The 23,870-nt window shown below is 63.3% G+C and carries 26 protein-coding genes, 1 tRNA gene and 2 pseudogenes; 14 read left to right on the top strand and 15 right to left on the bottom strand.

All coding sequences use genetic code 11. The features are described from left to right. The 8 genes and pseudogenes from ACMV5O_RS05600 to merT form a co-directional block, all read right to left on the bottom strand. A pseudogene (locus ACMV5O_RS05600) lies at positions 1–743 on the bottom strand (transposase); the annotation flags it as partial. A gap of 137 nt (positions 744–880) precedes the next feature. After that, positions 881–1,195 (bottom strand): annotated as a pseudogene (locus ACMV5O_RS05595) (EAL domain-containing protein); the annotation flags it as partial. Next, positions 1,192–1,428, bottom strand: coding sequence for a broad-spectrum mercury transporter MerE (gene merE, locus ACMV5O_RS05590; protein WP_008063283.1), 237 nt, complete (start codon positions 1,426–1,428; stop codon positions 1,192–1,194). The pseudogene ACMV5O_RS05595 and the gene merE, both read right to left, overlap by 4 nt. Continuing rightward, positions 1,425–1,781, bottom strand: a complete 357-nt coding sequence (gene merD / locus ACMV5O_RS05585) for a mercury resistance co-regulator MerD (RefSeq protein ID WP_008063284.1) — start codon at positions 1,779–1,781, stop codon at positions 1,425–1,427. Before merD ends, merE begins: the two co-directional genes overlap by 4 nt. 17 nt (positions 1,782–1,798) lie before the next feature. Continuing rightward, complete coding sequence (gene merA, locus ACMV5O_RS05580) at positions 1,799–3,490, bottom strand: mercury(II) reductase (protein ID WP_008063285.1); 1,692 nt, start codon at positions 3,488–3,490, stop codon at positions 1,799–1,801. Position 3,491: 1 nt separating this feature from the next. Beyond that, positions 3,492–3,728 carry a mercury resistance system transport protein MerF gene (merF, locus tag ACMV5O_RS05575; RefSeq protein ID WP_008063286.1) on the bottom strand — a complete coding sequence of 79 codons (237 nt, stop codon included), beginning with the start codon at positions 3,726–3,728 and terminating at the stop codon, positions 3,492–3,494. Between the two features lie 18 nt (positions 3,729–3,746). Further along, positions 3,747–4,022 (bottom strand): mercury resistance system periplasmic binding protein MerP, encoded by a 276-nt coding sequence (gene merP / locus ACMV5O_RS05570; protein ID WP_008063288.1) that lies wholly within the window; start codon positions 4,020–4,022, stop codon positions 3,747–3,749. A 13-nt stretch (positions 4,023–4,035) separates the two neighbouring features. Continuing rightward, positions 4,036–4,386: a mercuric ion transporter MerT gene (gene merT, locus ACMV5O_RS05565; protein WP_008063289.1), complete on the bottom strand. Its 351-nt coding sequence runs from the start codon at positions 4,384–4,386 to the stop codon at positions 4,036–4,038. A 72-nt stretch (positions 4,387–4,458) separates the two neighbouring features. Here merT and merR point away from each other — a divergent pair, with 72 nt between their 5' ends. Both merR and ACMV5O_RS05555 read left to right on the top strand, forming a co-directional pair. Beyond that, on the top strand, positions 4,459–4,914 hold the full coding sequence (merR, locus tag ACMV5O_RS05560; protein WP_008063290.1) for an Hg(II)-responsive transcriptional regulator: 456 nt from the start codon (positions 4,459–4,461) through the stop codon (positions 4,912–4,914). A 62-nt stretch (positions 4,915–4,976) separates the two neighbouring features. Next, the gene (locus tag ACMV5O_RS05555) at positions 4,977–5,645 is read left to right on the top strand and encodes a helix-turn-helix domain-containing protein (RefSeq protein ID WP_416162560.1); all 669 of its coding nucleotides are present in this window, start codon (positions 4,977–4,979) and stop codon (positions 5,643–5,645) included. A gap of 198 nt (positions 5,646–5,843) precedes the next feature. Here ACMV5O_RS05555 and ACMV5O_RS05550 read toward each other — a convergent pair whose 3' ends face one another. Then, positions 5,844–6,401, bottom strand: a complete 558-nt coding sequence (locus ACMV5O_RS05550; RefSeq protein ID WP_416162559.1) for a phasin family protein — start codon at positions 6,399–6,401, stop codon at positions 5,844–5,846. 432 nt (positions 6,402–6,833) lie between these two features. On the opposite strand from ACMV5O_RS05550, the gene ACMV5O_RS05545 reads away from it, so the two are divergent. The 12 genes from ACMV5O_RS05545 (at position 6,834) to ACMV5O_RS05490 (ending at position 16,927) form a co-directional block, all read left to right on the top strand. Next, a complete protein-coding gene (locus tag ACMV5O_RS05545) occupies positions 6,834–8,180 on the top strand; it encodes a tyrosine-type recombinase/integrase (RefSeq protein ID WP_416162558.1) in 1,347 nt (448 codons plus the stop codon). Between the two features lie 130 nt (positions 8,181–8,310). Then, positions 8,311–8,781: a helix-turn-helix transcriptional regulator gene (locus tag ACMV5O_RS05540; RefSeq protein ID WP_416162557.1), complete on the top strand. Its 471-nt coding sequence runs from the start codon at positions 8,311–8,313 to the stop codon at positions 8,779–8,781. 3 nt (positions 8,782–8,784) lie between these two features. Next, positions 8,785–9,375 (top strand): hypothetical protein, encoded by a 591-nt coding sequence (locus ACMV5O_RS05535; protein WP_416162556.1) that lies wholly within the window; start codon positions 8,785–8,787, stop codon positions 9,373–9,375. Further along, complete coding sequence (locus ACMV5O_RS05530) at positions 9,368–10,591, top strand: AAA family ATPase (RefSeq protein WP_416162555.1); 1,224 nt, start codon at positions 9,368–9,370, stop codon at positions 10,589–10,591. The genes ACMV5O_RS05535 and ACMV5O_RS05530 overlap by 8 nt, the downstream gene beginning before the upstream one ends. 251 nt (positions 10,592–10,842) lie before the next feature. After that, positions 10,843–12,066, top strand: a complete 1,224-nt coding sequence (locus ACMV5O_RS05525) for a phage major capsid protein (RefSeq protein ID WP_416162554.1) — start codon at positions 10,843–10,845, stop codon at positions 12,064–12,066. Positions 12,067–12,068: 2 nt separating this feature from the next. Next, positions 12,069–12,608: an HK97 family phage prohead protease gene (locus tag ACMV5O_RS05520; RefSeq protein WP_416162553.1), complete on the top strand. Its 540-nt coding sequence runs from the start codon at positions 12,069–12,071 to the stop codon at positions 12,606–12,608. Continuing rightward, entirely contained in the window at positions 12,605–13,771 is a 1,167-nt protein-coding gene (locus ACMV5O_RS05515) for a phage portal protein (RefSeq protein WP_416162552.1), read from the top strand. The genes ACMV5O_RS05520 and ACMV5O_RS05515 overlap by 4 nt, the downstream gene beginning before the upstream one ends. Further along, complete coding sequence (locus tag ACMV5O_RS05510) at positions 13,768–14,055, top strand: head-tail connector protein (protein ID WP_416162551.1); 288 nt, start codon at positions 13,768–13,770, stop codon at positions 14,053–14,055. The genes ACMV5O_RS05515 and ACMV5O_RS05510 overlap by 4 nt, the downstream gene beginning before the upstream one ends. After that, positions 14,055–14,375: a phage head closure protein gene (locus ACMV5O_RS05505; protein ID WP_416162550.1), complete on the top strand. Its 321-nt coding sequence runs from the start codon at positions 14,055–14,057 to the stop codon at positions 14,373–14,375. The genes ACMV5O_RS05510 and ACMV5O_RS05505 overlap by 1 nt, the downstream gene beginning before the upstream one ends. Further along, positions 14,372–14,695, top strand: a complete 324-nt coding sequence (locus ACMV5O_RS05500) for an HNH endonuclease signature motif containing protein (RefSeq protein WP_416162549.1) — start codon at positions 14,372–14,374, stop codon at positions 14,693–14,695. Before ACMV5O_RS05505 ends, ACMV5O_RS05500 begins: the two co-directional genes overlap by 4 nt. Before the next feature lie 271 nt (positions 14,696–14,966). Then, positions 14,967–15,431, top strand: coding sequence for a hypothetical protein (locus ACMV5O_RS05495; RefSeq protein WP_416162548.1), 465 nt, complete (start codon positions 14,967–14,969; stop codon positions 15,429–15,431). After that, positions 15,428–16,927, top strand: coding sequence for a terminase large subunit (locus ACMV5O_RS05490; protein ID WP_416162547.1), 1,500 nt, complete (start codon positions 15,428–15,430; stop codon positions 16,925–16,927). The genes ACMV5O_RS05495 and ACMV5O_RS05490 overlap by 4 nt, the downstream gene beginning before the upstream one ends. Before the next feature lie 284 nt (positions 16,928–17,211). Here ACMV5O_RS05490 and ACMV5O_RS05485 read toward each other — a convergent pair. The 6 genes from ACMV5O_RS05485 to tig all read right to left on the bottom strand — a co-directional run bounded on the left by ACMV5O_RS05485 (position 17,212) and on the right by tig (position 23,592). After that, a tRNA-Val gene (locus ACMV5O_RS05485) sits at positions 17,212–17,287 on the bottom strand. Positions 17,288–17,327: 40 nt separating this feature from the next. Next, a complete protein-coding gene (locus tag ACMV5O_RS05480) occupies positions 17,328–17,669 on the bottom strand; it encodes an HU family DNA-binding protein (protein ID WP_416162546.1) in 342 nt (113 codons plus the stop codon). Positions 17,670–17,799: 130 nt separating this feature from the next. Further along, on the bottom strand, positions 17,800–20,232 hold the full coding sequence (gene lon, locus ACMV5O_RS05475; protein WP_416162545.1) for an endopeptidase La: 2,433 nt from the start codon (positions 20,230–20,232) through the stop codon (positions 17,800–17,802). A 111-nt stretch (positions 20,233–20,343) separates the two neighbouring features. After that, positions 20,344–21,612 carry an ATP-dependent Clp protease ATP-binding subunit ClpX gene (clpX, locus tag ACMV5O_RS05470; RefSeq protein WP_416162544.1) on the bottom strand — a complete coding sequence of 423 codons (1,269 nt, stop codon included), beginning with the start codon at positions 21,610–21,612 and terminating at the stop codon, positions 20,344–20,346. Positions 21,613–21,628: 16 nt separating this feature from the next. Beyond that, positions 21,629–22,267: an ATP-dependent Clp endopeptidase proteolytic subunit ClpP gene (gene clpP, locus ACMV5O_RS05465; protein WP_416162543.1), complete on the bottom strand. Its 639-nt coding sequence runs from the start codon at positions 22,265–22,267 to the stop codon at positions 21,629–21,631. A gap of 20 nt (positions 22,268–22,287) precedes the next feature. After that, positions 22,288–23,592 carry a trigger factor gene (gene tig / locus ACMV5O_RS05460; protein ID WP_416162542.1) on the bottom strand — a complete coding sequence of 435 codons (1,305 nt, stop codon included), beginning with the start codon at positions 23,590–23,592 and terminating at the stop codon, positions 22,288–22,290. Positions 23,593–23,870: the final 278 nt, after the last annotated feature.

The following is a 23,870-nucleotide window of genomic DNA, read 5'->3' as shown; positions in this document are numbered from 1 at the left end:
CCCACCACGATCTGCGGCGCATCGCCCCGGCCGTTCTTGCTGTAGCCGCGCTTCCTGGGCGCCACGTAGCGCTTGGCCCCGGCCGCATCGCTGCCACGCATCTGGCCGGCGTCATCGCCTTTGTCCTCGTCGTCGATCTCGAAGTGCAGCGAGGTGGTGTCGTAGAAGACGATCTCCACGTCCAGACTCAGCAGGTCGGCGACCTGGAAGAAGATCGCCTGCTCGATCGCCGCCTTGTTCGCCTCGAGAAAGTCCATCGCGCGGTAGAGCTGATGCAGCGCCAGGCCTTGCGTGCCTTCGATGTGCACATCCTCCTTGAGCCACTGTTCATGACAGTACAGTTTGGAGGCAGGCGCGCAGGCGCGATTGGCCACCAGTGCGAACAGCGCCCGCTCCATCTCGAAGCCAAAGCGCCGGCCGTGCGCCTGCGCACGCACGATGACATCGATCCCGAGCCGCTGCCACACCGCCTGAAGTGCGTGCACATCGCCGTAGGGCCACGCGCACACCAGCCGCCAGCCCGGATCGTCGGACACGATGGCCTCGGGCGAGCAGCGGCGCAGGATGCTCTTGGCCAGACGGCGAAGCCGTTCGATGACTTCCGGGTCGTCGGCACGGCCGCAGTTGAACACGATCTGCGCTTGTGAGCGCCCCTTCGTCGCGTCCCACACGTTCTCGGCCAGCTGCAGGTAGGTGATCTCCCGGCCGTCAGCCCGCTTCTGTTTGCTCTGTCTCAAGTACATGTGCAGCACAGTAGCGGCATCGAGGGCGATAAATCAACAATCCATGTATCTAGGATTCTGGCGCATCATCGCCCTGAAACCCGCGCCGTTACTGGAGGTGGGGCGGAAATGTGTCTCGGAACTGTCAAACTCGGGTCTGAGGCGACCCCATTAACGGCCAATCGAAACGGCCGCCAATTCAACGCCAGCCAGCGCTGCATCTGACGGCAGGCTTCACCCAGCACCCACGCGCCGATTTTGGGCATCAGCCCGGACGATTCGGCCAGTGGCAGGAACGCGCCCGGCGGCAGCAGGCCAAGGCTCGGGTGCCGCCAGCGCAGCAGCGCTTCCGCGCTGGCAATTCGGCCGCGGCGCAGATCGACGATGGGCTGGTAGTGCAGCTCAAGCTGCCGATGCTCGGCCGCCTGGGCCAGTTGCGCCGCCGTCCAGCCATCCGGCTCGGTAGCGCTCATGATCTTCCCTTGAACGCCCGCATCGCCCGCGCCAGGGACAGGACGAACAAGCCGGTCAGGCCGAACGCCGCAATGCCCCAATACTTGCCGAGGAACGCACCGGCGGTGGTGCCGGCAAGAACGATGGCGAGCACCGGCAGGTGGCAGGGACAGGTCAGCGCGGCGAGCAGGCCCCACAGGTAGCCGGCGACCGGCTTGCGCGCCTCGGGGGAAACGCGCTCCGGGCTGTTCATGCCGAGATCTCCGACGTGCTGTGCGCCAATTCGGTCAACTGCGTTTCCAGGTTCGTCAGCGCTTGGCGTCGGCGCTCGACGAGGTGGCACAGGTCGGCAAGATGCGCCGACGCTTCATCGCCGTCTGCGGTGTCCAGCGCCCGGCACAGCCGCGTCAGCAGGTCGAGGCCGATGCCGGCCTCCAGGGCGGCTCGCACGAAGCACAGCCGCTGCAAGGCGGCCGCGTCGAACACCCCGTAGCCGCCGGCGGTGCGCGCCACCGGCCGCAGCAGCCCACGCACCTTGTAATCGCGCACGACATGTACGCTCACACCGGCCTCATGGGCCAGACGCGATACCGTGTAGGCGTTCATCGACCACCTCCTGTTCCTCACCCGGCGCAGCAGGACAGCTGCTTCACGTCCTTGTTGAACGTCTGCGCCGCGAGCTTCAACCCTTCGACCATCGTCAGGTACGGGAACAACTGGTCGGCCAGTTCCTGCACCGTCATGCGATTGCGGATCGCGAGCACTGCGGTCTGGATCAGTTCGCCCGCTTCGGGCGCCACCGCCTGTACACCGATGAGCCGTCCGCTACCTTCCTCGATGACCAGCTTGATGAAGCCGCGCGTGTCGAAGTTGGCGAGCGCGCGCGGTACGTTGTCGAGCGTGAGCGTACGGCTGTCAGTCTCGATGCCGTCGTGGTGCGCTTTCGCCTCGCTGTAGCCCACCGTCGCCACTTGCGGATCGGTGAACACCACGGCTGGCATCGCGCTCAGATCCAGCGCCGCGTCACCGCCGGTCATGTTGATCGCGGCACGGGTGCCCGCCGCGGCCGCCACATAGACGAACTGCGGCTGGTCGGTGCAGTCGCCGGCGGCGTAAATGTGCGGGTTACTCGTGCGCATGCCCTTGTCGATGACGATGGCGCCCTGCGCGTTGATCGTGACGCCCGCCGCTTCGAGGTTCAGGCCGCGTGTGTTCGGTGTGCGGCCGGTGGCGACCAGCAGCTTGTCGGCGGCAACGATGCCGTGCCCAGTGGTCAGCACGAATTCCCCGGCGGCATAAGCGACGTGGCTCGCCTGGGTATGCTCCTGCACCTCGATGCCCTCGGCACGGAAGGCGGCGGTGACGGCCTCGCCGATCGCCGGGTCCTCGCGAAAGAACAGCGTGCTGCGCGCCAGGATCGTCACCCGGCTCCCGAGCCGGGCGAAGGCTTGCGCCAGTTCGACGGCTACCACCGACGAGCCGATGACGGCGAGCCGCTGCGGGATCGTGTCGCTTTCCAGCGCCTCGGTGGACGTCCAGTAGGGCGTGTCCTTCAGTCCGGGGATCGGCGGCACGGCCGCACTGGCGCCGGTGGCGATCAGGCAGCGGTCAAAGGCCACCTCGCGCTCGCCACCGTCGGTCAGGCGCACCGTGAGGTGGTGGCCGTCCCTGAAGCGCGCTTCGCCGCGCAGCATGGTAATGGCGGTGTTGCCGTCCAGGATGTTTTCGTATTTGGCGTGGCGCAGCTCATCGACCCGCGCCTGCTGCTGGGCCAGCAGCCGCTCGCGCAGGATCGCCGGCGGTGCCGCGGCGATCCCGCCGTCAAACGGGCTTTCTCGCCGCAGGTGGGCAATGTGCGCGGCGCGGATCATGATCTTGGACGGCACGCAGCCCACATTGACACAGGTGCCGCCGAGGGTGCCGCGCTCGATCAACGTGACCCGCGCGCCTTGCTCGACGGCCTTCAGCGCCGCCGCCATCGCGGCACCGCCGCTGCCGATGACAGCGATATGCAAACCACCCCCATCGCCGCCCGCCTTGTCGCCACTGCCCAGCCACTCGCGCATCTTGCCGAGCAACCCGCTTCCCATCGCGGCGGGCGGCGCATCGGCGAGCGCGGCCCGGTAGCCAGCTGCTGCGACTGCCGAGACGAGCATCGTCGGATCAAGCGCCGGCTCCCCGCTCACACGGGCCAAGGCGTCAGGGTAGGACACCTCCGCCTTATGAACACCGGGCACGGTGAGAAGCGCCTTCTCGACGTGGTTTGCGCAGGAATCGCAAGTCATCCCGGTAACATGCAGAACACGGCTATTCATTTCATATCCCCTTCTTCTGGTTTTCTCCGACTCCAACAGCGCAGCAAGCGGCTTCCGCCCGCCGGCGACGCAGCGCGTAGATCGTGATGCCGACAAAAACGACGAGGGCCGGGATCAGCACGTAATCGAGCCACCCGACCCAGGCGGACAGACCCAGGACGCCGAGCGCAATCACGAGCACGGGGGTCGCGCAGCATATGGCGGCGATCACCGAACCGGTGATGCCGGTCTTGAGCAAGGTCCGGTTATCCAGGGATCACCTCTTGAGCTCGGACGGATAGCCGGCATCGGCGGTGGCCTTGGTCAGGGCCTGCACGCTGGTCTTGGCATCGTCGAAGGTGACGACGGCCTCGAGCTTCTCGAAGCTCACCGCAGTCTTGCTCACGCCTTCGACCTTGGAGAGCGCCTTCTTGACCGTGATCGGGCAGGCGGCGCAAGTCATGCCGGGCACCGACAGCGTGACAGTCTGCGTGGCGGCCCACACCGGGGCAGCAACGGCGACGAGGACGAGGGAGGCAAACAGCTTTTTCATGGCGAACTCCTGATCAGTAGAAAAATGGCACGACGAAGGGAAAGGCGAGCGCGACCAGAACCAGCGCGGCCACGATCCAGAAAATGAGCTTGTAGCTGCCGCGCACCTGTGGAACTGCGCAGACCTCCCCCGGCTTGCAGGCTTGCACCGGGTGGAAGATGCGCCGGTAAGCAAAGAACAGCGCCACCAGCGCCGTGCCGATGAAGATCGGGCGGTATGGCTCCAGCACCGTCAGGTTGCCGATCCAGGCGCCGGAAAAGCCAAGCGCGACCAACACGAGGGGGCCGAGGCAGCAGGTCGAGGCGAGGATGGCCGCGACACCTCCGGTGGCCAGCGCGCCACGACCGGTCTTGGGTTCTGACATAAAGCTTCTCCTTCTGGGTCTTCGCTTGATGTTGTAACGTTACTGCCGTAGTCAACTACGGAGTCAAGCGGGATGGAGAACGGTCTGAAGAACCTGACCATCGGCGCCTTCGGTAAGGCGGCCGGGGTCAATGTGGAGACGATCCGGTTCTATCAGCACAAGGGCTTGCTGCCCGAACCGGCGCGGCCCTATGGCAGCATCCGCCGCTACGGCAAGGCGGATGTAGCCCGGGTGAAGTTCGTGAAATCGGCCCAGCGCTTGGGCTTCAGCCTGGATGAGATCGCCGAGCTGCTGCGGCTGGAGGATGGCACCCACTGCGACGAAGCCAGCCGCCTGGCCGAGCACAAGCTCCAGGACGTGCGCGCCAAGCTGGCCGACCTGGCGCGCATGGAGGTCGTGCTGTCCCAACTCGTGTGCGCCTGCCATGCACGCCAGGGAAATGTTTCGTGTCCGCTGATTGCGTCGTTGCAAGGCGAAACGAGCCTCGCCACGTCGGCAGGGGACCGGCTTGGGCGAGCTATGCCTTAGCGTACGATTTGTTCCGTTTCGTGAGCTGCCCCCATGTACGACAGCTCGGTGCAGGGCACATCGTGCTGCGTGATGCGAGCCGGCTCAGCCCACTGAGCTTCTCGGGCGATTTCGAGAGTGTCGTCGTTCTGCTTTCCACGACCACACTGCAGGAGCTTTGCCTGGAGCACGGCTGGGTAAAGCCGGACGGACGCTCGGCATTCAGCGCGACGCCGCTGCCGCTCGTCGAGCAGCACCGGATCCTGCGCCTGTTCGATCTCGTCAGAGAGGAGGCAGATTCGCAAACCACGCCGCTCGAGGTGCTGCAGCACTACGCGAGAGTCCTTGCCTGCAAGCTGATCGTGACACTGGATCAGAGCAGGCTCGAGGGTGTGACCGATTCGCACGCCCAATGCTTCGCCCGCCTCGCCCAGTACGTGGACGACAACATCCGCAACGACATCACGGCGGAGCATCTCGCTCAGCATGCGGGATTGAGCCTTAGGTCGCTCTATCTGCTGTTCGAGCGCAACGCGCACATGACGCCGAAAGCCTTCATCCGCGAAAAGAAGCTCGAGCACGTCTACGCCACGCTGATGGACCCTGCGAGCAGGGCCGCGAACGTGACCGCGGTCGCGCTCGAATTCGGCTTCACGCACCTGGGTCGGTTTGCCGAGCTGTATCGCAAGACCTTCGGCATGCTGCCGTCGAAGAGCCTGAAAGCCCGCCAAGGCCCGGAGAAGGTGCAATAAGCCGCTCACGCCTCGCCAGCGGGGACGTGCGATTTTCGCGCATCGGAGGCTCGGGCGGGCGGCGAATGCCGCGCATTCCTCCGCCCGCCCGAGTGCACGCAAGAAGGGGCTGGCCCGAACGCGTCCGGCCAGCCCCCTGTTTCGCCCTTATCGCGTCAGCCCAGCCGGGACCCTTCAGTCCGGCTGGACCGAAGCCGCTCAGGCGCGCTTCTTGCCCGCCGCGCTTTTGACGCTGGCCGTCACGGCCTCGACGGCCTGCCCGGTGGCGGCGGTCAGGTTGGCTTCTGCAGTCTTGGCGGCCTTGCTGACATTCTCGTACAGGCCGTTGGCGGTATCCATCGCCGACTTGATCGCGGCGAAGAAGGCCTCGGAGCCGGCCGGCGCCGACTTGGCGGCCTGATCAAGGGCGCTGGCGAACGCGCTGTTCAGCTCGGCAACCTGCGACTCGACCAGCTTGCTGGTCTCCTGCTGACCCTCGGCCGCCAGTTCCTGCACGTTGCGCGCATAGGCGACCGCCTTGTCCAGCATCGGCTGGGTCAGCTCGCCCTGGAGGCTGGCGAGTTCCTGCGGGGTCTTGGCTTCGGCCAGCTTGCGGGTGATGGCGACGCCGTCCTCGAGCACCGAGCGGGTGGTGTTGAGGTTCAGTTCGGTCAGGCGCTCTGCACGGGCCAGGGCGCTGTTGGCGAGGGACAGCAGGGTCTCGAGTTGGGCCTTGTTGATGGCAAGGAACTGCTCGGGGGTGTTGATCTTGGTCATGTGTAATTTCCTTGAAGTCTGAGGGTGAGAAGCTTCGACGCACTGCACTCGCGACCTGATCCCAACCAGACCGGTTGCTGCACTGCAACATTCCTCAATTATAAAACCCCGGAAGAGCCTGTCAAGAATTTTATTGTGCACCGCAGCAACTTGACGGAAAAAGCGCGCACGAGGAAGCACGGGCACAAAAAAACCCGGAACGTGTCCGGGCTTGAGGGTGTTTGGTGGGTGCTGACGGGGTCGAACCGCCGACATTCGCCTTGTAAGAGCTACCACGATGGTTCTGAAAACAAGCACTTACGTTCATTTTCAATCACTTAGCCCTTAGTGTTTGTTCGCGTTTGTGCGTGAAATACCGTGTTTTGTTATCATTGAGGTGCACTAAAAGTGCACTCGTTTGATGCCATTGACACATTCACGCACGAGGCCGTCATGAACACCGCCGAAACCAGCATCACGGACACCGCCGTCCGCAAGTTCCTGAAGGATGCGGCGATCAACGAAATTCTGTCCTGCGCCGTCCAGACAGGGTTTCACCTGCGCAAAGTAGCAAAGGGCGGATCGTGGCGCTACAGGTACAACGACGCCACCGGCAAGCGCCGCGTTAAGACCATCGGCACCTATCCCGCCATGAAGGCACCTGAGGCCGCATGGTGGGCGCGTGAGTGGCGACACAGCGAAGCCGACCCCATTGCAGAGCGCAAGGAAGCCCGACAGGCGGCGATCACTGCCGAGCAGCAAGCCGAGCATCGAACCGTCCGCAGCTACCTGGACGGGGCCTATACGCGCGCTCAGGCGCGCAAGAAGAACAGCGGCAAGCTGACCATCGGCCGTATCCGCTCAGTGTTCGCGGACTTGCTGGACAGGGACATGCTGACGCTGACCAAGTCGGATATCGAAGCGTGGCAACTCAAGCGCGAGAAAGCCGGCATCGCTTACATCACGCTCAAGCGCGACTATGGCGCGTTGAAGACGATGGTGCGGCACGCCTTCAAGAATGGCGCACTCGACCGCCACCCGCTGCAAGACGTTCAACTGCTGGCACCGACGCACGACGACAAGGCCAAGAGCTTCAACGCCGAGCGCCAGGAAGACAGGCGAATGCTGACTGATGCCGAGCGCGTCGGATTGCTGTCCGGCCTCGACAAGTGGGACGAAGAACTGAGAGAACAGCGCCGCAGCAGTCGCGCGCACGGTAAGCCGCACCTGCCCAGCCTGGACGGGCTGGAGTTCGCGCACTGGTTCATCCCTTACTGCCATCTTGCGATGCACACAGGGATGCGCTGCGGCGATCTGTACAGCCTGACGTGGAAGGAACTCAATATCCGCTTCGGTCGCCTGCAAAAGTACCCCGAGAAGACTTTGCACAACCCCGACCCAATCAAGATCGACCTTCCGCTGAACGACGAGATCAAGGCCATCATGGGCCGCTGGTGGCAGCAGTGCGGCAAGCCCTCTGACGGCCTCGTGTTCCCATCCCCGATTACAGGCGGACGCCTGAGCGGCACTGCGCATCAAAAGCCGTGGGCCAACGTGAAACGCCTGGGCGTGATGCCGGCCGGCCTCGTTTTCTATTCGCTGCGGCACAACTTCATTTCGACGATGCTGCATATCGGCGTGCCAATTTTCGAGGTGGCGCGCATGGTCGGACACAAGAGTTCAAAAATGATCGAAGACAGCTACGGACACCTGTGTCCTGCTGCGGCCGCAACGGCAATGCAAGCCTTTGGAAAGGCAATTACGCAGATGGCACCCGAGAAAGCAATACGCGCATCCTGAATTATTTTGTTCGCAGTAGTTCCCTACCGTCGGCGCATTGTTTATTATTGGCGCGGCTGTACCGGAGCTGTATTTTTCTACAGGAGCAAAGAAGATGCGAGATATCCGATTCGGGCGCAGTCGCGCCGACGTGGAAATCATCGACCAGTTGGCCGATGCGGGCGCGCGTGGCAGCTACCTCAAGTACGCGATGCGCGCTATGGGAATTGAGCAGTCGAATACGAAATGGGCGGAGTCTCGTGGCACGCTCTCAATTCGCAACGACGCTAATCTGATCGCTGGCGAGAACGTCGGCGGCGAAACTGTTGAATCTGCTGCGCCGGAGGTCGCAGCCGATGAAGACGACGGCGATGGCGACGGCGATGGAGACTCAGACCCAGAACGACAAACGAAACGCCGCACCGCAAGACCCCTTCCCCCTGCGCAGCTTCTGCGCCCTAAGGCCGCATGTGCCTTGCTTGGCATCGGACGAACCAAACTTTGGCAACTGTCCGAACAAGATCCCCGCTTCCCTCGAAAGATCGTTCTAGGCCCTCGCTGTGTCGGATGGCGCACTGACGCGCTGAACGGCTACCTGCGCACTCTTGAGCAGGAGGCGTGAGCCATGAAACACAATCCCCCTATCGCCAACGCTGGCGAGGCCGGCGCTCGTTTCTACTCTGCACTGACGGGCATTGCACCCCCCAGAAATGACAACGCCACGACGGGCAATCGTGGCGAGGTCGGCAAAGCAAACAGCACAGCGGGCAAGACGAATTATAGCCATTCCGCCGGCGCACGCGAGAAGTTCCTCGCGCTCGTGGATCACAAAACCACCGGCCGCGATCACGGCATGTTCCGCGTCCCGACTCGACGCGACAAGAACATGAGCGGCACATGGCGCGAGCTTCCCGACGGTCGATTGCTGATCCATGACTTCGGCGGCGAGTCGGTAGAGAACATCCTCGCTGCAATCGGCCTGACGCTTTCCGATCTGTTCCCCGAGCGGATTGACCAGTACCAGCCGAAAGAGCGCCGACCGTTCCCCGCAGCGGACGTGCTGCGCGCTGTCGGATTTGAAGCCCTCGTGGTGCTGATGGCGGCAACGTCAATTCGCAAAGGCGAGCCGTTATCACGCCAGGACAATGACCGCTTGCTCGTTGCAGTGCAGCGCCTGCAATCGGCTCTCACGCTTGCGGGGGTGCGTCATGGCTGAATACGACCGTGGGCAATCCTTCCTCGACCAACTCGCCACCGATGCAATTACGCCGGCCGATACGCTGCGAGGCGAGATCGAACTCGCGCCGATCACACTGGACGAACTACGCCATGCGCAACTCACGCCGCGCGTGATCCTGGACAGCCTGCTTTATGCGGACGTGAGAACCCGCATATCGGCAGGCGGCACCGGAAAAACCACGGTCGCACTATTCGAGGCCGTGACGCTGGCGCTTGGCCGCGAGCTTTGGGGCCGAATGCCTGACCGGCAAATCAGGACGTTGATCGTGACGCGCGAGGATGGCCGTGAAATCCTCGTGGCGCGACTGCGAGAAATCACCTATTCGATGCAATTGAGCGCGGGCGAATTGGAGCAGGTGCTAGAGAACGTCCAAATCCTCGACCTATCTAGCGTGCCGTTCCGGCTCTCGCGCGTAGTTGAGGACGTGGTTTATCCGCACTCCGAAAACCTCGACCGCATCACGCAAATGCTCGAAGCCTGGGGGCCGGATTGGATCATCTTCGACCCGCTCGTTTCCTTCGGCGTCGGAGAGTCCCGCGTGAATGACGCAGAGCAGGGGCTGATTGAAGCCTTCCGCATCCTGCGCAACCGGCTCAATTGCTGCGTTGAAGGCATTCACCACTCTGGCAAGGCAAATGCGCGCGAGAAGTCCCTCGACCAATACGCGGGGCGCGGTGGCAGTGCGCTGTCTGACGGATGCCGAATGGTGGCCGTGATGCAGCCCCTAACGCCTGCTGAGTGGCACGCCGCCACCGGCACCAAACTGGACGCGGGCGAAAGCGGCATTGTCATGGCCCTGCCGAAGTTGAGCTATTCCAAGCCGCAGGAACCGATATTCATCCGGCGCACCGGCTACCGCTTCCAGAAAGAGGCCGTGATGAAGCGAAGCCCTGAGCAGCGGGCGGACGCAATCACAGAGCAGGTGATGCAGTTCATTCGCCACGAGTTCGAGCAGGGCCGCAAGTACGCAACCGCGGATCTTGAAAATTCGACAGCCCGGATGAACTTGAGCAGGGCGCAGATACGCAGCGCGATCACCGCACTGAAGGTATCCGGCCGCGTCGTGTATCACGAGGTGAAGGGAAAAGCCGGCTCGCACTATGAGCCTGTGACCCTCGCCGGCGACACCGGCGACACCCAGCCCGAAATATGCGATATGGAAGAGGACGACGCTATGACCCTCGCCGCCTAAACTACCCTCGCCGCCCTATAGAGAACAGAGACGGCGGCGACACTTCCGCCGTTCTCTTCTCTCGGTTTTCTAAGTCTCGCCGCGATGCTTTGGCGACACCCGGCGACACCGGCGACACCCAGCCCCGCACGACGGGGCTTTTTTTCGCCCTAACACAACGGCCAGGCGAAATGCAACTTTGTTGCATGTGGTGTGCTACGATGGCGATGCCTGTATGGCCATACACCTATCCTCATGAGGAACCACACCAAATGAAACTTCACGAAATCCGCGAAGCCCGCGCCGCCAAGGTGCAAGAAGCCCGCGCCCTGCTGGATACCGCTCAAGGCAAGCTGAATGCCGAGCAACAGAAAACCTTCGACGGCCTGAAGTCGGAAATCACCGATCTGGAAGGCCAGGAACAACGCGCTGCCTTCGTTGAGGAATGCGAGCGCCGCGCAATGGGCCAACCCGCCGACAAGCAAGCCGCTCAACTCGAAAGCCGTATCTCGGTAATCGACGCGATCAATGCGCAGATCGAAGGCCGCAGCCTCTCGGGCGCACTGGCCGAGTTCAACCAAGAACAGAAGCGCATGGGCATTGCCTCGCGTGGCGTGCTGGTGCCGGCCTCGCTGTTCGAGAAACGCGCCACCACCACCACGGCCGCGCAAATCGTCCCCGACGACTACGCCCCGAACGAATACGTCGGTCTGCTGCGTAACAGCATGGTCGTGCAACGCCTGGGTGCGCGAGTCCTGCCGAACCTGCGCGGCGATCTGGTGATTCCGAAAGCTGCGACTGCCCACACCGCCGAATGGCTGGCCGAAGGTGACAAGCTGGTCGGCAGCAACGCGACGTACGACAGCATCAAGCTGACGCCGCGCCACGTCGGGGCCAAGACCGAGCTGTCCCGCCAACTGCTGCAACAGTCCTCGCCTGCGGTGGAAGCCCTGGTTCGAGACGACTTCGTGCAAATCGTGAGCCTCGCTGTCGACAAGGCGATGCTTCACGGCGATGGCATCAAGGAACCGCTGGGCCTGATCGGGCGCACCGGCCTTGCTGGCGATGTGCAAACCGGCAACCTCGCAACGCTCTCGTGGGCGACCTTCCTCGAACTGTTCGAGAAGCTGGCCCTGGTGAATGCCGCCCCGAACGGCATCGTGACGCACGCCGAAGTCGTCACCAAGCTGCGCAGCACGCTGAAGACGGCCAGCCTGCCGGGCTACCTGATGGAAAACGGGCAAGTCGGCGGCATCAACGTGAGCATGACGAACCAGCTTGCGGCGAAGGCCGGCACCCCGGACAAAGGCAGGCTGATCCTGGGCGACTTCGGCCAGATCATGATCGGCCAGTGGGGAGCGCTCGACATTTTGGCGAACCCATACGCGCAAGACAGCTTCGATGCCGGCGCGGTGCAAATCCGGGTGATGGCGACAATGGACATGCAAGTCCGGCACGAAGCCGCCTTCGTCCTGGTTGAAGACATCGGACTGTGACCATGACGACCCCGGACATTGAGCGCCGGGGCGCGGCTGGGGGCCTGCGGGCCTCTGGTCGCACCCTGACAGGCTACGCGGCCGTATTCGGCCAGGAAACCCGCATAGGGGGCTTTACCGAGCGCATCAGGCCGGGGGCCTTCTCCAAGTCACTCGCCAGCGGGCGCGACATTCTCGCGCTGTTGGATCACCGCGCCGATGCACTGCTGGGCCGCACCAAGTCCGGCACGCTGAAGCTGTTCGAGGATGACAAGGGCCTCGCCTTTGAACTCCGACTGCCTGACACCCAAGCGGGCCGCGATCTGGTGGCCCTTGCCGAGCGTGGCGACGTGGGCGGCATGAGCTTCGGATTCATCGCAGAGGATGAAGCCTGGAACGGCGAGACGCGCGAGCTACGGCAAGTTGATCTGCGCGAAATCAGCGTAGTGCAAGCCTTCCCCGCGTACCAACAAACGGAAATCTCGCTGCGCAACAAGCCCGCTGAACTCAGCTTCTGGGAAAGCGGCGATGTGCGCGGCATGTGGCTGGAAACCTGCCGATGAAGATCCTCGATAAAGCCCTGTCCCTGGTGGGCCTCGAACGTCGCGCCGACACCTTCGACACCTTCTGGTCGGACTTCGTACAGATGCGCGCGGGCGTGGCGGTAACGCCTGAGTCCGCTCAGTCCGTCGCTGCCTGCTACGCCGCCATAGGGGCCATTGCCGAGGCGATCGGCTCGCTACCCTTGCACCTGTACCGCCGAAGCGAGGAAGGCCGCGTAAGGGCCGCAGAACATCCCCTGTACGGTGTGCTGCACCATGCGCCGAACGATCAGCAATCCGCTGTTGAGTGGCGCGAGTGGATGACGGCATCCATGCTGGCCACCGGCAACGCCTACAGCCGGATCGTGCGCGGATCGGACGGCCAAGTCCGACAGCTACAGCCCTTGCCTGCCGAGCGCGTCGTCATCATGCGCAAAGGCGACATCATCGGCGGCTACGAGTACACCGACCGAGACGGCAAGAAAGAACGCCTGCTGCCGGCTGAAGTGTTTCACCTGCGCCACCGGGCCGGGGCCGATCCCCTGGTGGGCGTGTCCCCGATCCAAGCCGCCAGGGCGGTGCTGGAACTTGCGATTGCCGAAGCAAACCACGGCCTCGATACGTTCGAGCATGGGGCGAAGCTGTCCGGCATCCTGCAAGCCCCTGGACGGCTGAACACCACGCAACGACAGGCGATTGCTGCGGCATGGGGCGCGTTCAAGTCCGGGCAAACACCCGTCATTGACGACGGCCTGACCTACCATCCCATCAGCATGTCACTCGAAGACTCAGAGTGGGTAGCATCCCGCCGCTTCTCCGTGGAGGAAGTCGCGCGCATCTTCAAGATTCCGCCCGTCCTGATTGGCGACCTCTCGCACGCGAACTACTCGAACTCGACCGAGATGTACCGCTGGTTCACCGCGCACACGCTCAAGCGGCACATGAGCGCCTGGGAAGGTGCGATCAGTCGGCAGTTACTCACGCCGGCCGCAGCCCGCACCCTGTACCCCGAGTTCAACGCCGAAGGCATGTTGCGCGGTGACTCGAAGACGCGAGCCGAGTTCTACAAGCTGGGCATCGAATCGGGATGGATGACGGTGGAGGAAGTCCGGCAACTTGAATCCATGCCGAAGCTGCCGAGCAAGTACCAGCCGATGCAAGCACCGAAGGGGGCCGCGCAATGACGACGCTTGCCGATCTGAAAGCTTTCCTGCGCCTGACGCACGACGAGGACGACGCGCTGCTGACTCGCCTTCTCGGTTCCGCCACCCGCGAAGCCCTCGCCTGGATGGATGATGACCGCCTGCCCGATGTGCCAGGGCCTGCGGTGGAAATGGACATCCCCGAAGACGTATTGCAGGGCATCTTCCTGTTGGTACAGGCGGACTATGACGGCGATCCCGTCAAGCGCGAGAGCTACCGCAAGGCCGCTACCGCACTGCTGCGCCCCTACTCGAAGGTGCTGTGATGTACGCGGCTCAACTGGATACGCGGATCACGATCCAACGCCCCGAGACGACCCGCGATGAGTGGGGCGGTGTGGTTGAAGGCTGGGGCCTCGTGACCTCGACCTGGGCCAGCGTGGAGCCGCTACAGGGCCGCGAGTTCATCGCAGCCATGGCGGTACAGGCTGAGGCAACCATCAGGGTGCGCGTGCGCTATCTCGCTGGCGTGGATGCGTCCTGCCGTGTCCTGCTAGACGACGGGCGCGTGCTCAACATCACCGCTGTGATTGATGAGCGCAACCAGCACAGGTTCATGCAACTGATGTGCAAGGCGGCATCGTGAAGACGCTACGCGAACGCCAGCAAGAGACTGGCCGAACCCTGAGCCTGAACGGCGCTGCGTGGCGACGGCTCCGTGCGAGCGTCCTGGAGCGTGAGCCGCTGTGCCGGGACTGCTGGAAGCGTGGCCGCCTGACGGTGGCGACGGACCTCGATCACCACGACAACGACCCGCGCAACAACGACCCGGACAACTTGGTTCCCCTGTGCGCCCCATGTCACTCGCGTAAGACTCAGGCGGACATGGGCAAGAAGGTGAGCGCCGGCTGTGACGCCAACGGCCAGCCCCTCGACCCGGATCACCCATGGAACACCGCGCGGTGAAGGAGTAACTTATGTGCGCTGCAACATGCCATGTGGAAGCACAAGCAAGAATCGTGGCCTTGCCTATGCCGCGTAGTGTTCAAGTGAGTGGCACGCGTCCTGCTTGTGCGCTACTCACGCCGCAGCGCAGCAAGCACACCACGGTATTCGAGTGGCATCCTGTGCTGATGGCGTGGGCGCACGCTTGCGAAAAATCACGAGGAACCGAGCGCCACGAACCGCCCGGTAAGTCGTCTGTTATTGCTGACCGCCTAAAAATGAGGCAATCGACATGAAGCTGACCCCCAAGCGCGTGCGCTCCGACAGCGCCGCCGCCGCTGTTGCAGCCGTTCAAGCCGTCGCGCTGGGGCCGCTGCCACCGCCCAAGCATGTGAAGCTGCGCCGGGGCGATCGTCCGTTCTGGAACGCGATCGTCACGGCACGGCCGCGCGACACCTGGACGGACTCCGATCTGTGCCTTGCTGCGAGCCTCGCGCGCTGCCAAGCGGACATTGAGACGCTGCAAGCCCTGGTGGACGACGAAGGCTTCCTGATCGAAGGCAAGCCGCACCCGGCCTGTGAGCTACTGGAAAAGGCCACCCGTCGCGCGCTGGCGATCACCCGCGCGATTGCGGTGAACACTGTTGCCACGGTCGGACGGCGAGCAGACATTGCCAACGGTGCCGAGCTGGAACGGCAAGCCCGCGCCGACGCCGCCGAAGATGATTTGATTCCGGGGATTCGGCTAATCAAATGAGTCGCGCCGAGCGGGTGATTCGCTTCGTGGAAACCTACTGCGTGACGCCTGACGGGGCGCACGTCGGCAAACCGCTCAAGCTGGCCGAGTTCCAGAAAGAGTTTATCCGGGCTGTGTATGACAACCCGGCCGGCACCCGTCGTGCCTATTTATCAGTTAGCCGCAAGAACGGAAAAAGTGGACTGGTGGCCGGCCTGCTGCTAGCGCACCTCGTGGGGCCTGAAGCGAAGCTGAACAGTCAAATCGTGTCCGGGGCCATGAGCCGCGATCAGGCCGCGCTCGTGTTCAACCTCGCATCGAAGATGGTTCAACTGTCCCCGAAGCTGTCCAAGCTGGTGAAGATCATCCCGAGCGGCAAGCGGCTGATCGGGCTACCGCTGAACACCGAGTACAGAGCACTCGCTGCCGAGGGCAAGACCGCCCACGGCCTAAGCCCCGTTCTGGCGATCCTCGACGAAACCGGACAGGTACGCGGGCCGCAGTCGGACTTCATCGACGCGATCACCACGGCACAGGGCGCACACGAAGATCCTCTGTTGATCGTCATCAGCACACAAGCTGCAACCGATGCGGACTTGCTCAGTATCTGGCTGGACGATGCCGAACGCTCGAACGATCCCCGGATCGTGTCCCATGTGTATGCGGCACCCGAAGGATGCGACTTGCTCGACGTGGAAGCCTGGAAGGCCGCGAACCCAGCCCTGGGCCTGTTCCGCTCTGAAGACGACTTGCGCGAGCAGATGACGCAGGCGAAGCGGATGCCGAGCATGGAGAACAGCGCGCGTAACCTGCTGCTGAACCAGCGCGTGTCCACCGACGCACCCTTCGTATCGCCGGACGTATGGAAGGCCAACGGCGGGCCTGTGCTGCCGTTTGACGGGCCTGTGTTCGGTGGCCTCGACCTGTCCATGCGGACGGACCTAACCGCCTTCGTGCTGATCGGCCGCGTCAATGGCGTGTGGCACGTACAGCCGACGTTCTGGACACCCGAGAAGGGCCTTCTCGACCGCGAACGCAAGGACCGCAGCCCCTACACCACCTGGGAGCGCCAGGGCTTCCTGAAGACCACACCGGGCCGAACGGTCGATTACGCCTTCGTCGCTGCCGACATCGCCAGGATATGCGCCGGCCTGGAGGTGCAAGGCATCGCCTATGACCGATGGCGGATTGATCTGCTGCGCCAGGAGTTCGAGAAGATCGGCGCCGACCTTCCCCTGGTCGAATGGGGCCAGGGCTTCAAGGACATGGCACCGGCTCTAGACGCCCTGGAAGCCGAGCTGCTGAACGGGCGCATTGCCCACGGTGGACATCCTGTCCTGAGCATGTGTGCGGCGAACGCGACCACCGTGAAAGACCCGACAGGCGCGAGGAAGCTGGACAAGTCGCGCGCTACAGGACGGATAGACGGATTGCAGGCGATGGCGCAAGCCTTCGGACTCGCTGCCCGGATTGGCGAAGTGACCGAGCGCGAGGACAGCGCCGTGTTCTTCGTGTGAATGCACCCGAGCCGGACGGGCCGCGTTAGCGGAAACGCCGGACAGGATCAGTCGTGAGTGCCTGTTAAGAAAAACCGCGACAGCCGACAGCGCCCCGACTCCTTTAGATGCACCTGGGGGCGCGTGGTCGGTACGAAGCCCTCGCCTGCGTGATGCTTGCGGGGGCTTCGTCACGTCGGGGCACCCGAGGTGCACTATTTGTGCACTCGCCACCTGACCGACCATGCCAAATGAAAACAGCCGGCTGGGCTTTCGCTCTAACCGGCTGTTTTTACTGCATTTTCTGGTGGGTGCTGACGGGGTCGAACCGCCGACATTCGCCTTGTAAGGGCGACGCTCTACCAACTGAGCTAAGCACCCGCGCTGCAGGCCTAGATAACTGGCCCAGCTGCAAAGCCCGCTAGTTTACTGCATCCTTCAGACCTTTGCCAGCGCGGAATTTCGGCACCTTGGCCGCCTTGATCTTGATGTTCTTGCCAGTGCGCGGATTGCGGCCCGTTCGCGCAGCACGTTCGCCGACGTAAAAGGAGCCGAAACCGACCAGGGTGACCGTATCGTTTTGTTGAAGGGCCTCGGTGACCGCTGCCACAGTTGCGTCGAGAGCACGCGTCGCGTCTGCTTTCGTCATCGATGCCTTCTCCGCAATGCTTGAGATCAGTTCTTGTTTGTTCACTTGAACCCTCCGAATAGGTGCTGCACCAGGACCAGACAGACCCGCGATAGGCGCGGGATTCCGGATCATACGCCACGACTTGCAAACTTCATGTTTTATAGCGCGCTGAATTCGGCACTGTCAACGACGAAGCCGCAACGCCGGGACTGCGTTGCGGCTTCGTCTGCCGGACCCGAAGCTTGCGCCGCGGAAATGGCGCTCAGTGCGCGCGAAGGCTTGCCGCTGCAGAGCCCTTGGCGCCACCGTCGTCCGTTGCCGGCGTCACCGCCGGGGTGCTCTCCTGCGCCTCGGGCAGCGGCTCGGGCTTGCGCTCGAGCGCCAGCTCGAGGACGCGGTCGATCCACTTGACCGGCACGATCTCGATCGCGTTCTTGATGTTGTCAGGAATCTCGGCCAGATCCTTGACGTTCTCCTCGGGAATCAACGCGGTACGGATGCCGCCCCGCACCGCCGCCAGCAGTTTTTCCTTGAGTCCGCCAATCGCGAGCACCTCGCCGCGCAGCGTGATCTCGCCGGTCATCGCCACGTCGCAGCGCACCGGAATGCCGGTCAGCACCGAGACGAGCGCGGTCGAAATGGCGATGCCCGCCGACGGCCCGTCCTTCGGGATCGCACCCTCGGGCAGGTGGATGTGCATGTCACTCTTCTGGTAGAAATCAGGATCGATCCCCAGTGAGCGCGCACGCTTGCGTACCACCGAGAGCGCCGCCTGGATCGACTCCTGCATGACCTCGCCGAGCTTGCCGGTGGTGACCACCTTGCCCTTGCCCGGCAGTTGCACCGCCTCCACCGTGAGCAGTTCGCCACCGACCTCGGTCCACGCCAGCCCGGTGACCTGACCGATCTGGTTTTCCTTCTCCGCCATGCCGAAGCTGAACTTGCGCACACCGAGGAACTTGTCCAGATTCTTCGCATTCACCACGATCTTGGTGTTGCGGCTGCGCAGCACGAGCTGCTTGACCACCTTGCGGCAGATCTTGGAAATCTCGCGCTCAAGACTGCGCACGCCCGCTTCGCGCGTGTAGTAGCGCACGATGTCGCGCAAGGCGTCCTCGGTGACCGACAGTTCGTCACGCTTGAGACCATTGTTCTTCATCTGCTTGGGCAGCAGGTAACGCTGGGCGATGTTGACCTTCTCGTCCTCGGTGTACCCGGACAGGCGGATCACCTCCATGCGGTCGAGCAGCGCCGCCGGAATGTTCAGCGTGTTCGCGGTGGCGACGAACATCACGTCCGACAGATCGAAGTCGACCTCGACGTAGTGATCCTGGAAGGTGTGGTTCTGCTCGGGATCCAGCACCTCGAGCAGCGCCGAGCTGGGGTCGCCACGGAAATCCATGCCGAGCTTGTCGACCTCGTCGAGCAGGAACAGCGGGTTCTTGACCCCGACCTTGCTCATGTTCTGCAGGATCTTTCCCGGCATCGAACCAATGTAGGTGCGACGGTGACCGCGAATCTCGGCCTCGTCACGCACCCCACCGAGGGCCATGCGGATGAACTTGCGGTTGGTGGCTTTGGCGATCGATTGGCCGAGCGAGGTCTTGCCCACGCCCGGGGGGCCGACCAGGCACAGGATCGGCGCCTTGACCTTGTCGACGCGCTGCTGCACGGCGAGGTACTCGAGGATGCGCTCCTTGACCCGCTCGAGCCCGTAGTGATCCTTGTCCAGGACCTTCTCGGCCTCGCCCAAGTCCTTGCTGACGCGCGACTTCTTCTTCCAAGGCAGGCCGATCAGGGTGTCGATGTAGTTGCGCACCACGGTGGCTTCGGCCGACATCGGCGACATCAGGCGCAGCTTCTTGAACTCGGCCTCGGCCTTCGCCAGCGCCTCCTTCGGCATCCCGGCCGCCTTGATCTTCTTGTCCATCTCCTCCAGATCGGCGCCCTCTTCGCCTTCACCGAGCTCCTTCTGGATGGCCTTGACCTGCTCGTTGAGGTAGTACTCGCGCTGGCTCTTCTCCATCTGGCGCTTGACGCGGCCGCGGATACGCTTTTCCACCTGCAGGATGTCGAGCTCGCCCTCGAGCTGTGTCAGCAGCTTCTCGAGGCGCTCGCCGGTGTCGAACATCTCCAGCACTTCCTGCTTCTGTTCGAGCTTGAGCGGCAGGTGGGCGGCGATGGTGTCGGCCAGTCGGCCCGCTTCGTCGATGCCGGCGAGCGAGCTGAGGATCTCGGGGGGAATCTTCTTGTTGAGCTTAACGTACTGGTCGAACTGGGCGATGATCGCGCGCCGCATGGCCTCGAGTTCGTTGTTCCCGGCCTCAACGACCGGCACCGGGCGCACCGTGGCCATGAACACGCTGCGCTCATCCTCGACATGGTCGACATGGGCACGCTGCACGCCCTCGACAAGCACCTTGATCGTGCCATCGGGCAGCTTGAGCATCTGCAGGATGTTGGCGATGCAGCCGATCGAATAGAGGTCCTCGACCGCGGGCTCGTCCTTGGCAGCGGATCTCTGCGCCACGAGGAGGATGCTCTTTCCTGCCTCCATGGCACTCTCGAGCGCCTTGATGCTCTTCGGACGGCCGACGAACAGCGGGATGACCATATGCGGGAACACCACCACGTCGCGCAAAGGCAACAGCGGCATTTCCATCGCTTCATTGGGGAGGTCAGCAGGACCCGACATTTTTTTGTTTCCTCAAGCAAAAGGTCAGGCCCATCTATGGGCGTGACCTGGAAATTCAAGTGGCGGGCTGCGGGCGGTTGTCCTGCGCGCGTGCGCGCGGGACAACGCTACTCAATTGGCGCCCGACACTTTCTGCTGATCGGCGTAGATCAGCAGCGGCTTGCCACCCTCCTCGATCGCCGACTCGTCGACCACGACCTTCTCGACGCCGCTCAGCGTCGGCAGGTCGTACATGATGTCGAGTAATGAGGCCTCGAGGATCGAGCGCAGGCCGCGCGCGCCGGTCCTGCGCTTGATCGCCTTGCGGGCGACCGCGTGCAGCGCCGCCGGGCGGATCTCCAGCTCTACGCCTTCCATCGAGAACAGCTTCTGGTACTGCTTGAGCAGCGCGTTCTTGGGCTCGACAAGGATCTTGATGAGCGCATCCTCATCAAGCTCTTGCAGGGTTGCGACGACGGGCAGGCGGCCGATCAGCTCGGGGATGAGGCCAAACTTGATCAGATCCTCGGGCTCGACCTGGCGGAACGTGTCGGTGAGGTTCTTGCCGTCCTTGCTCTTGACCTCGGCGCCGAAGCCGATCCCGACCTTCTCGGTGCGGTTGCGGATCACCTTCTCCAGACCGTCAAAGGCGCCACCGCAGATGAACAGCACATTGGTCGTGTCGATCTGGATGAAGTCCTGGTTCGGATGCTTGCGCCCGCCTTGCGGCGGGATCGAGGCGACGGTGCCCTCGATCAGCTTGAGCAGCGCCTGCTGCACGCCCTCGCCCGACACATCCCGCGTGATCGAGGGGTTGTCGGCCTTGCGCGAGATCTTGTCGATCTCGTCGATGTAAATGATGCCCTGCTGGGCTTTCTCCACGTCGTAGTCGCACTTCTGCAACAGCTTCTGGATGATGTTCTCGACGTCCTCACCGACGTAGCCGGCCTCGGTCAGCGTGGTGGCGTCGGCCATCACGAAGGGGACGTTGAGCAGGCGCGCGAGCGTCTGCGCGAGCAGGGTCTTGCCCGAGCCGGTGGGGCCGATGAGCAGGATATTGCTCTTGGCCAGCTCGACGTCGTCCTGCTTGGCCTCGACGTGGCGCAGGCGCTTGTAATGGTTGTACACCGCCACGGCCAGGTTGCGCTTGGCCTGCGACTGGCCGATCACGTATTCGTCGAGGATCTTGCAGATCTCGTGCGGTGTAGGCAGCGAGCCCTTGAAGCTCTCGGGATCGGAACTGCCGACGATCTCGTCGCGAATGATGTCGTTGCACAGCTCGATGCACTCGTCGCAGATGAAGACGGAGGGGCCGGCGATCAGCTTGCGCACCTCATGCTGGCTCTTGCCGCAGAACGAGCAGTACAGCAGCTTCTCGCTGCCTGCCTTCTTGTCCGTCATGTGAGGTTCTCCGTAATCAGGTGTCGTCGCGGCTGGTCAGGACCTTGTCCACCAGGCCGTACTCCACCGCGGCCGCGGCAGACATGAAGTTGTCGCGATCGGTGTCCTTCTCGATGCGCTCGATGCTCTGCCCGGTGTGCTTGGCCAGCATGCCGTTGAGGCGCTCGCGCAGGTAGAGGATCTCGCGGGCATGGATCTCGATGTCCGAGGCCTGACCCTGGAAGCCGCCGAGCGGCTGGTGGATCATCACCCGCGAGTTGGGCAGGCAGTAGCGCTTGCCCTTCTCGCCGGCAGCCAGCAGAAAAGCGCCCATGCTCGCCGCCTGGCCGATGCACAGGGTGCTCACATGCGGCTTGACGAACTGCATGGTGTCGTAGATCGCCATGCCGGCGGTCACCGAACCGCCGGGCGAGTTGATGTAGAAGTAGATGTCCTTGTCAGGGTTCTCGGACTCCAGGAACAGCAACTGAGCGACGATCAGGTTGGCGGTGACGTCATTGACCGGGCCGACGAGGAACACCACCCGCTCCTTCAGTAGGCGCGAATAGATATCGTAGGCGCGTTCGCCGCGACCGCTCTGTTCGACCACCATCGGAACCAGGCCGAGACCGACCGGATTCCAGTCGCTGCTGTGCTGCGGTGTTCCTTGCATCATTCGTCAGACCCTCTGCGGCCTCAGGCCGCGTTACCCATCAGTTCATCGAATGCCACTTCCTTGTCGGCGGCATCGGCCTTGGTGCTGACCCAGGCGACGACGTTGTCTTCGATGACGACGGCTTCGGCCTGCGCCAGGCGCTCCGGTTGGGCGTAGTACCAGCGCATCAGCTCCGAGGGGTCTTCGTAGCTCTGCGCCATCTCCTCGACCAGCGCGCGGACCTGCTCGGGCTTGGCGTGCAGCTCGTTCACCTTGACCAGCTCGGCCATGATAAGGCCCAGCTTGACACGGCGCTCGGCCTGTTCGACGAACCAGGACGGATCGACCGGGATGTCCTTGGTCTTGAGACCACGCATCTCGAGATCGCGGCGCGCGTTGTCAGCGAGCTGCTGCGACTCGGCCTGCACCAGCGCCTTCGGCACTTCGATCGGGGTGACGGAGATCAGCGCGTCCATCACCTGCTCCTTCACGCGAGACTGGATGCGGCGCTTGACCTCGCGCTCGAGGTTGGCCTTGACCTCCTCGCGCAGCTTGGCAACATCGCCATCGGCTACGCCAAGCGACTTGGCGAAGTCGGCGTCAACGACCGGCAGCACCGGCTCTTCCACCGTCTTCACGGTGATCTCGAACTGGACCGGTTGACCCGCCAGATGCTGGGCGTGGTAATCGGCCGGAAAGGTCATGTCAAAGGCCTTGCCCTCGCCCGCCTTGAGACCGAGCACGGCGGTCTCGAAATCCTTCAGCATTGCGCCGGCGCCGATCACGAACGGGAAGTCCTGCGCCTGGCCGCCCTCGAAGACTTCGCCATCCTTGCGACCGGTGAAATCGATCACGACGCGATCGCCCTCAGCCGCGGCGCGATCGACGGGCGCGAAGGTGGTGCGCTGCTTGCGGAGCACCTCGAGCGTCTTGTCAACTTCGGCATCGCCGATCGTCAGCGTCGGCCGCTCGATCTTCTGGGTCGCCAGGTCTCCAATCGTCACGTCCGGGTAGACCTCGAACACGGCGGTGAATTCAAGCGTGCCTTCACCTTGCGCTTCCTTGGGTTCGATCTTCGGGTAACCGGCCACGCGCAGGCCCTGCTCGCGCACCTTCTCACCGAACGCCTTCTCGACGGCAGCGCCGACGGCTTCGCCACGCGCCTGCCCCCCGTGCGTCTGGGCAACGATCTTCATCGGCACCTTGCCCGGGCGGAAACCCGGCATCTTCACCGTGCGCGCCATGCGCTTGAGGCGGGCATCCACCTCCTTCTCGATGTCCGCCAGTGCAACGGCGATGTCGATACGGCGCTCCAGCGCGCTCGGGGTTTCCTGGTTGTGCTCCATTAAGTCGATCCTGAGAAGTCAATAGGTCCGTTCCCGCCCACTGCGGCACGCCCCCGGAAGACGCCCGAGCACACACCGCGCCAGCGTGAACACGTTGAACGAAGAGCGGGATTCTAGCACAGCACCTGCAGCGCGCCGGACGCCTTATCACGGGTGAGAAAATCGACACACTTGACCACAAATAAAGGCCCATCAGGACTGGAACTCGCCCCCCGCTCGCTGTTCTCATGTACAGACCCGGCAACTGCTAGCCAACGAGCCGGGCGGAGCCGCGAAGA

Source organism: Thauera sp. WH-1, from assembly GCF_047806685.1.
Taxonomy (GTDB): domain Bacteria; phylum Pseudomonadota; class Gammaproteobacteria; order Burkholderiales; family Rhodocyclaceae; genus Thauera.
This window is presented reverse-complemented; position numbering and strand designations above follow the sequence as displayed.

Bases quoted from the DNA above. Each gene is read 5' to 3' on its own strand.
- lon (WP_416162545.1), bottom strand. From the start codon at position 20,232: ATGTCGGGTCCTGCTGACCTCCCCAATGAAGCGATGGAAATGCCGCTG.
- ACMV5O_RS05550 (WP_416162559.1), bottom strand. From the start codon at position 6,401: ATGACCAAGATCAACACCCCCGAGCAGTTCCTTGCCATCAACAAGGCC.
- ACMV5O_RS05520 (WP_416162553.1), top strand. From the start codon at position 12,069: ATGACGACCCCGGACATTGAGCGCCGGGGCGCGGCTGGGGGCCTGCGG.
- ACMV5O_RS05515 (WP_416162552.1), top strand. From the start codon at position 12,605: ATGAAGATCCTCGATAAAGCCCTGTCCCTGGTGGGCCTCGAACGTCGC.
- ACMV5O_RS05535 (WP_416162556.1), top strand. From the start codon at position 8,785: ATGAAACACAATCCCCCTATCGCCAACGCTGGCGAGGCCGGCGCTCGT.
- merD (WP_008063284.1), bottom strand. From the start codon at position 1,781: ATGAACGCCTACACGGTATCGCGTCTGGCCCATGAGGCCGGTGTGAGC.
- merA (WP_008063285.1), bottom strand. From the start codon at position 3,490: ATGAATAGCCGTGTTCTGCATGTTACCGGGATGACTTGCGATTCCTGC.
- ACMV5O_RS05505 (WP_416162550.1), top strand. From the start codon at position 14,055: ATGTACGCGGCTCAACTGGATACGCGGATCACGATCCAACGCCCCGAG.
- tig (WP_416162542.1), bottom strand. From the start codon at position 23,592: ATGGAGCACAACCAGGAAACCCCGAGCGCGCTGGAGCGCCGTATCGAC.
- merE (WP_008063283.1), bottom strand. From the start codon at position 1,428: ATGAACAGCCCGGAGCGCGTTTCCCCCGAGGCGCGCAAGCCGGTCGCC.
- ACMV5O_RS05510 (WP_416162551.1), top strand. From the start codon at position 13,768: ATGACGACGCTTGCCGATCTGAAAGCTTTCCTGCGCCTGACGCACGAC.
- ACMV5O_RS05495 (WP_416162548.1), top strand. From the start codon at position 14,967: ATGAAGCTGACCCCCAAGCGCGTGCGCTCCGACAGCGCCGCCGCCGCT.
- clpX (WP_416162544.1), bottom strand. From the start codon at position 21,612: ATGACGGACAAGAAGGCAGGCAGCGAGAAGCTGCTGTACTGCTCGTTC.
- merT (WP_008063289.1), bottom strand. From the start codon at position 4,386: ATGTCAGAACCCAAGACCGGTCGTGGCGCGCTGGCCACCGGAGGTGTC.
- merR (WP_008063290.1), top strand. From the start codon at position 4,459: ATGGAGAACGGTCTGAAGAACCTGACCATCGGCGCCTTCGGTAAGGCG.
- ACMV5O_RS05530 (WP_416162555.1), top strand. From the start codon at position 9,368: ATGGCTGAATACGACCGTGGGCAATCCTTCCTCGACCAACTCGCCACC.
- ACMV5O_RS05525 (WP_416162554.1), top strand. From the start codon at position 10,843: ATGAAACTTCACGAAATCCGCGAAGCCCGCGCCGCCAAGGTGCAAGAA.
- ACMV5O_RS05490 (WP_416162547.1), top strand. From the start codon at position 15,428: ATGAGTCGCGCCGAGCGGGTGATTCGCTTCGTGGAAACCTACTGCGTG.
- clpP (WP_416162543.1), bottom strand. From the start codon at position 22,267: ATGATGCAAGGAACACCGCAGCACAGCAGCGACTGGAATCCGGTCGGT.
- merP (WP_008063288.1), bottom strand. From the start codon at position 4,022: ATGAAAAAGCTGTTTGCCTCCCTCGTCCTCGTCGCCGTTGCTGCCCCG.
- ACMV5O_RS05480 (WP_416162546.1), bottom strand. From the start codon at position 17,669: ATGATCCGGAATCCCGCGCCTATCGCGGGTCTGTCTGGTCCTGGTGCA.
- ACMV5O_RS05545 (WP_416162558.1), top strand. From the start codon at position 6,834: ATGAACACCGCCGAAACCAGCATCACGGACACCGCCGTCCGCAAGTTC.